Origin of the sequence: Pseudaminobacter soli (ex Zhang et al. 2022) (genome assembly GCF_014595955.1) — a bacterium.
GTDB lineage: Bacteria > Pseudomonadota > Alphaproteobacteria > Rhizobiales > Rhizobiaceae > Kumtagia > Kumtagia pseudosoli.
Window position 1 is genome coordinate 1 of the sequence record NZ_JABVCF010000041.1, and the last position, 1,271, is coordinate 1,271.

Genomic DNA, 1,271 nt, shown 5'->3' on the forward strand with positions numbered 1-1,271 from the left:
CCTGACCTTGCCCCCAAGTTTTATCCAGTTTTGAGTTCGCTCCAGCGGTTTTTGGTTGCGGTATATGGGGCGGTAGCGGCGGGTTGCGGTGCGGAGCCATTTCGGCTGCGCAGCACCGCGTCACGTCGCGGGTTGATGGTCTGGGCGAACTCGGCAGGTGTCAGCCAGCCGAGGCCGGAGTGCGGTCGGTGACCGTTGTAATCGCTGCGCCAATTCGAAAGCGCTGATCGAGCATGGGTCAGTGACGAGAAGAGGGTTTCATTCAAGAACTCGTCTCGCAGCCGCCCATTGAAGCTTTCGATGAAGGCGTTCTGGATCGGCTTGCCAGGCGCGATGTAGTGCCAATCCACCTTGATCCGGTCCGTCCATTGCAGGATCGCGTTGCTGGTGAACTCGCTGCCGTTGTCACTGACGATCATCCTGGGCTTGCCGCGCTCCTCGATGATCCGATCAAGCTCACGGGCGACCCGCAAACCAGAAAGTGACGTATCGGCGACGAGTGCCAGGCATTCCCTCGTGCAATCATCGACGACCGTCAGAATCCGGAACCTGCGTCCATCGGTGAGATCCGACACGAAGTCCAGCGACCAACGATCATTGGCCGCCATCGGGATCAGCATCGGTGCGCGTGTGCCGATCGCTCGCTTCCGGCCGCCGCGCTTACGCACCGTCAGCTTCTCCTCCCGATAGAGCCGGAAGAGCTTCTTGTGGTTTACCAGGTGTCCCTCGCGCCTGAGCAGCACATGAATGCGTCGATAGCCGAAGCGGCGACGTTCATGCGCCAATGCCTTCATGCGCTCGCGAAGGCCATGATCGTCGCCACGGCTGGTTTCGTAACGGATCGTCATTCGGCAAAAGCCAATGGCTTTACACGCCCGCCGTTCACTCATCCGATGTTGGTTGATCAGATGCGCGACAGCTCTCCGCTTTGCTGCGGGCGTCACCACTTCTTTCCCAGAAGATCCTTCAGAGCGGCATTGTCGAGCATCGCATCCGCCAGAAGCCGCTTCAGCTTTGTGTTTTCGTCCTCCAGCGTCTTCAGTCGCTTGGCCTCGGACACGTCCATGCCGCCGAATTTGGCTTTCCACTTATAGATGCTGGCATCGCTGACGCCGTGCTTGCGGCAAAGTTCCGAGACCGCCGTGCCCGCCTCGTGCTCCTTCAGAATGCCGATAATCTGTTCGTCCGTGAAACGGTTGCGCTTCATTCCCTGGTCCTCTCAATGGGCCAGAGCTTACTTCAAAATGGATTATTTCAGCAGGGCAAGGTCA

The 1,271-nt window shown here is 58.8% G+C and carries 1 protein-coding gene; it reads right to left on the bottom strand.

The genetic code is table 11. The features are described from left to right. Positions 1-20: 20 nt before the first annotated feature. Positions 21-1,207, bottom strand: a protein-coding gene (locus HUI96_RS28995; protein WP_188258168.1) for an IS3 family transposase whose coding sequence is annotated in 2 segments (ribosomal slippage) — positions 21-958 and positions 958-1,207 — 1,188 coding nt in all. Because the reading frame shifts where the segments join, the coding sequence is not laid out codon by codon here. Positions 1,208-1,271: the final 64 nt, after the last annotated feature.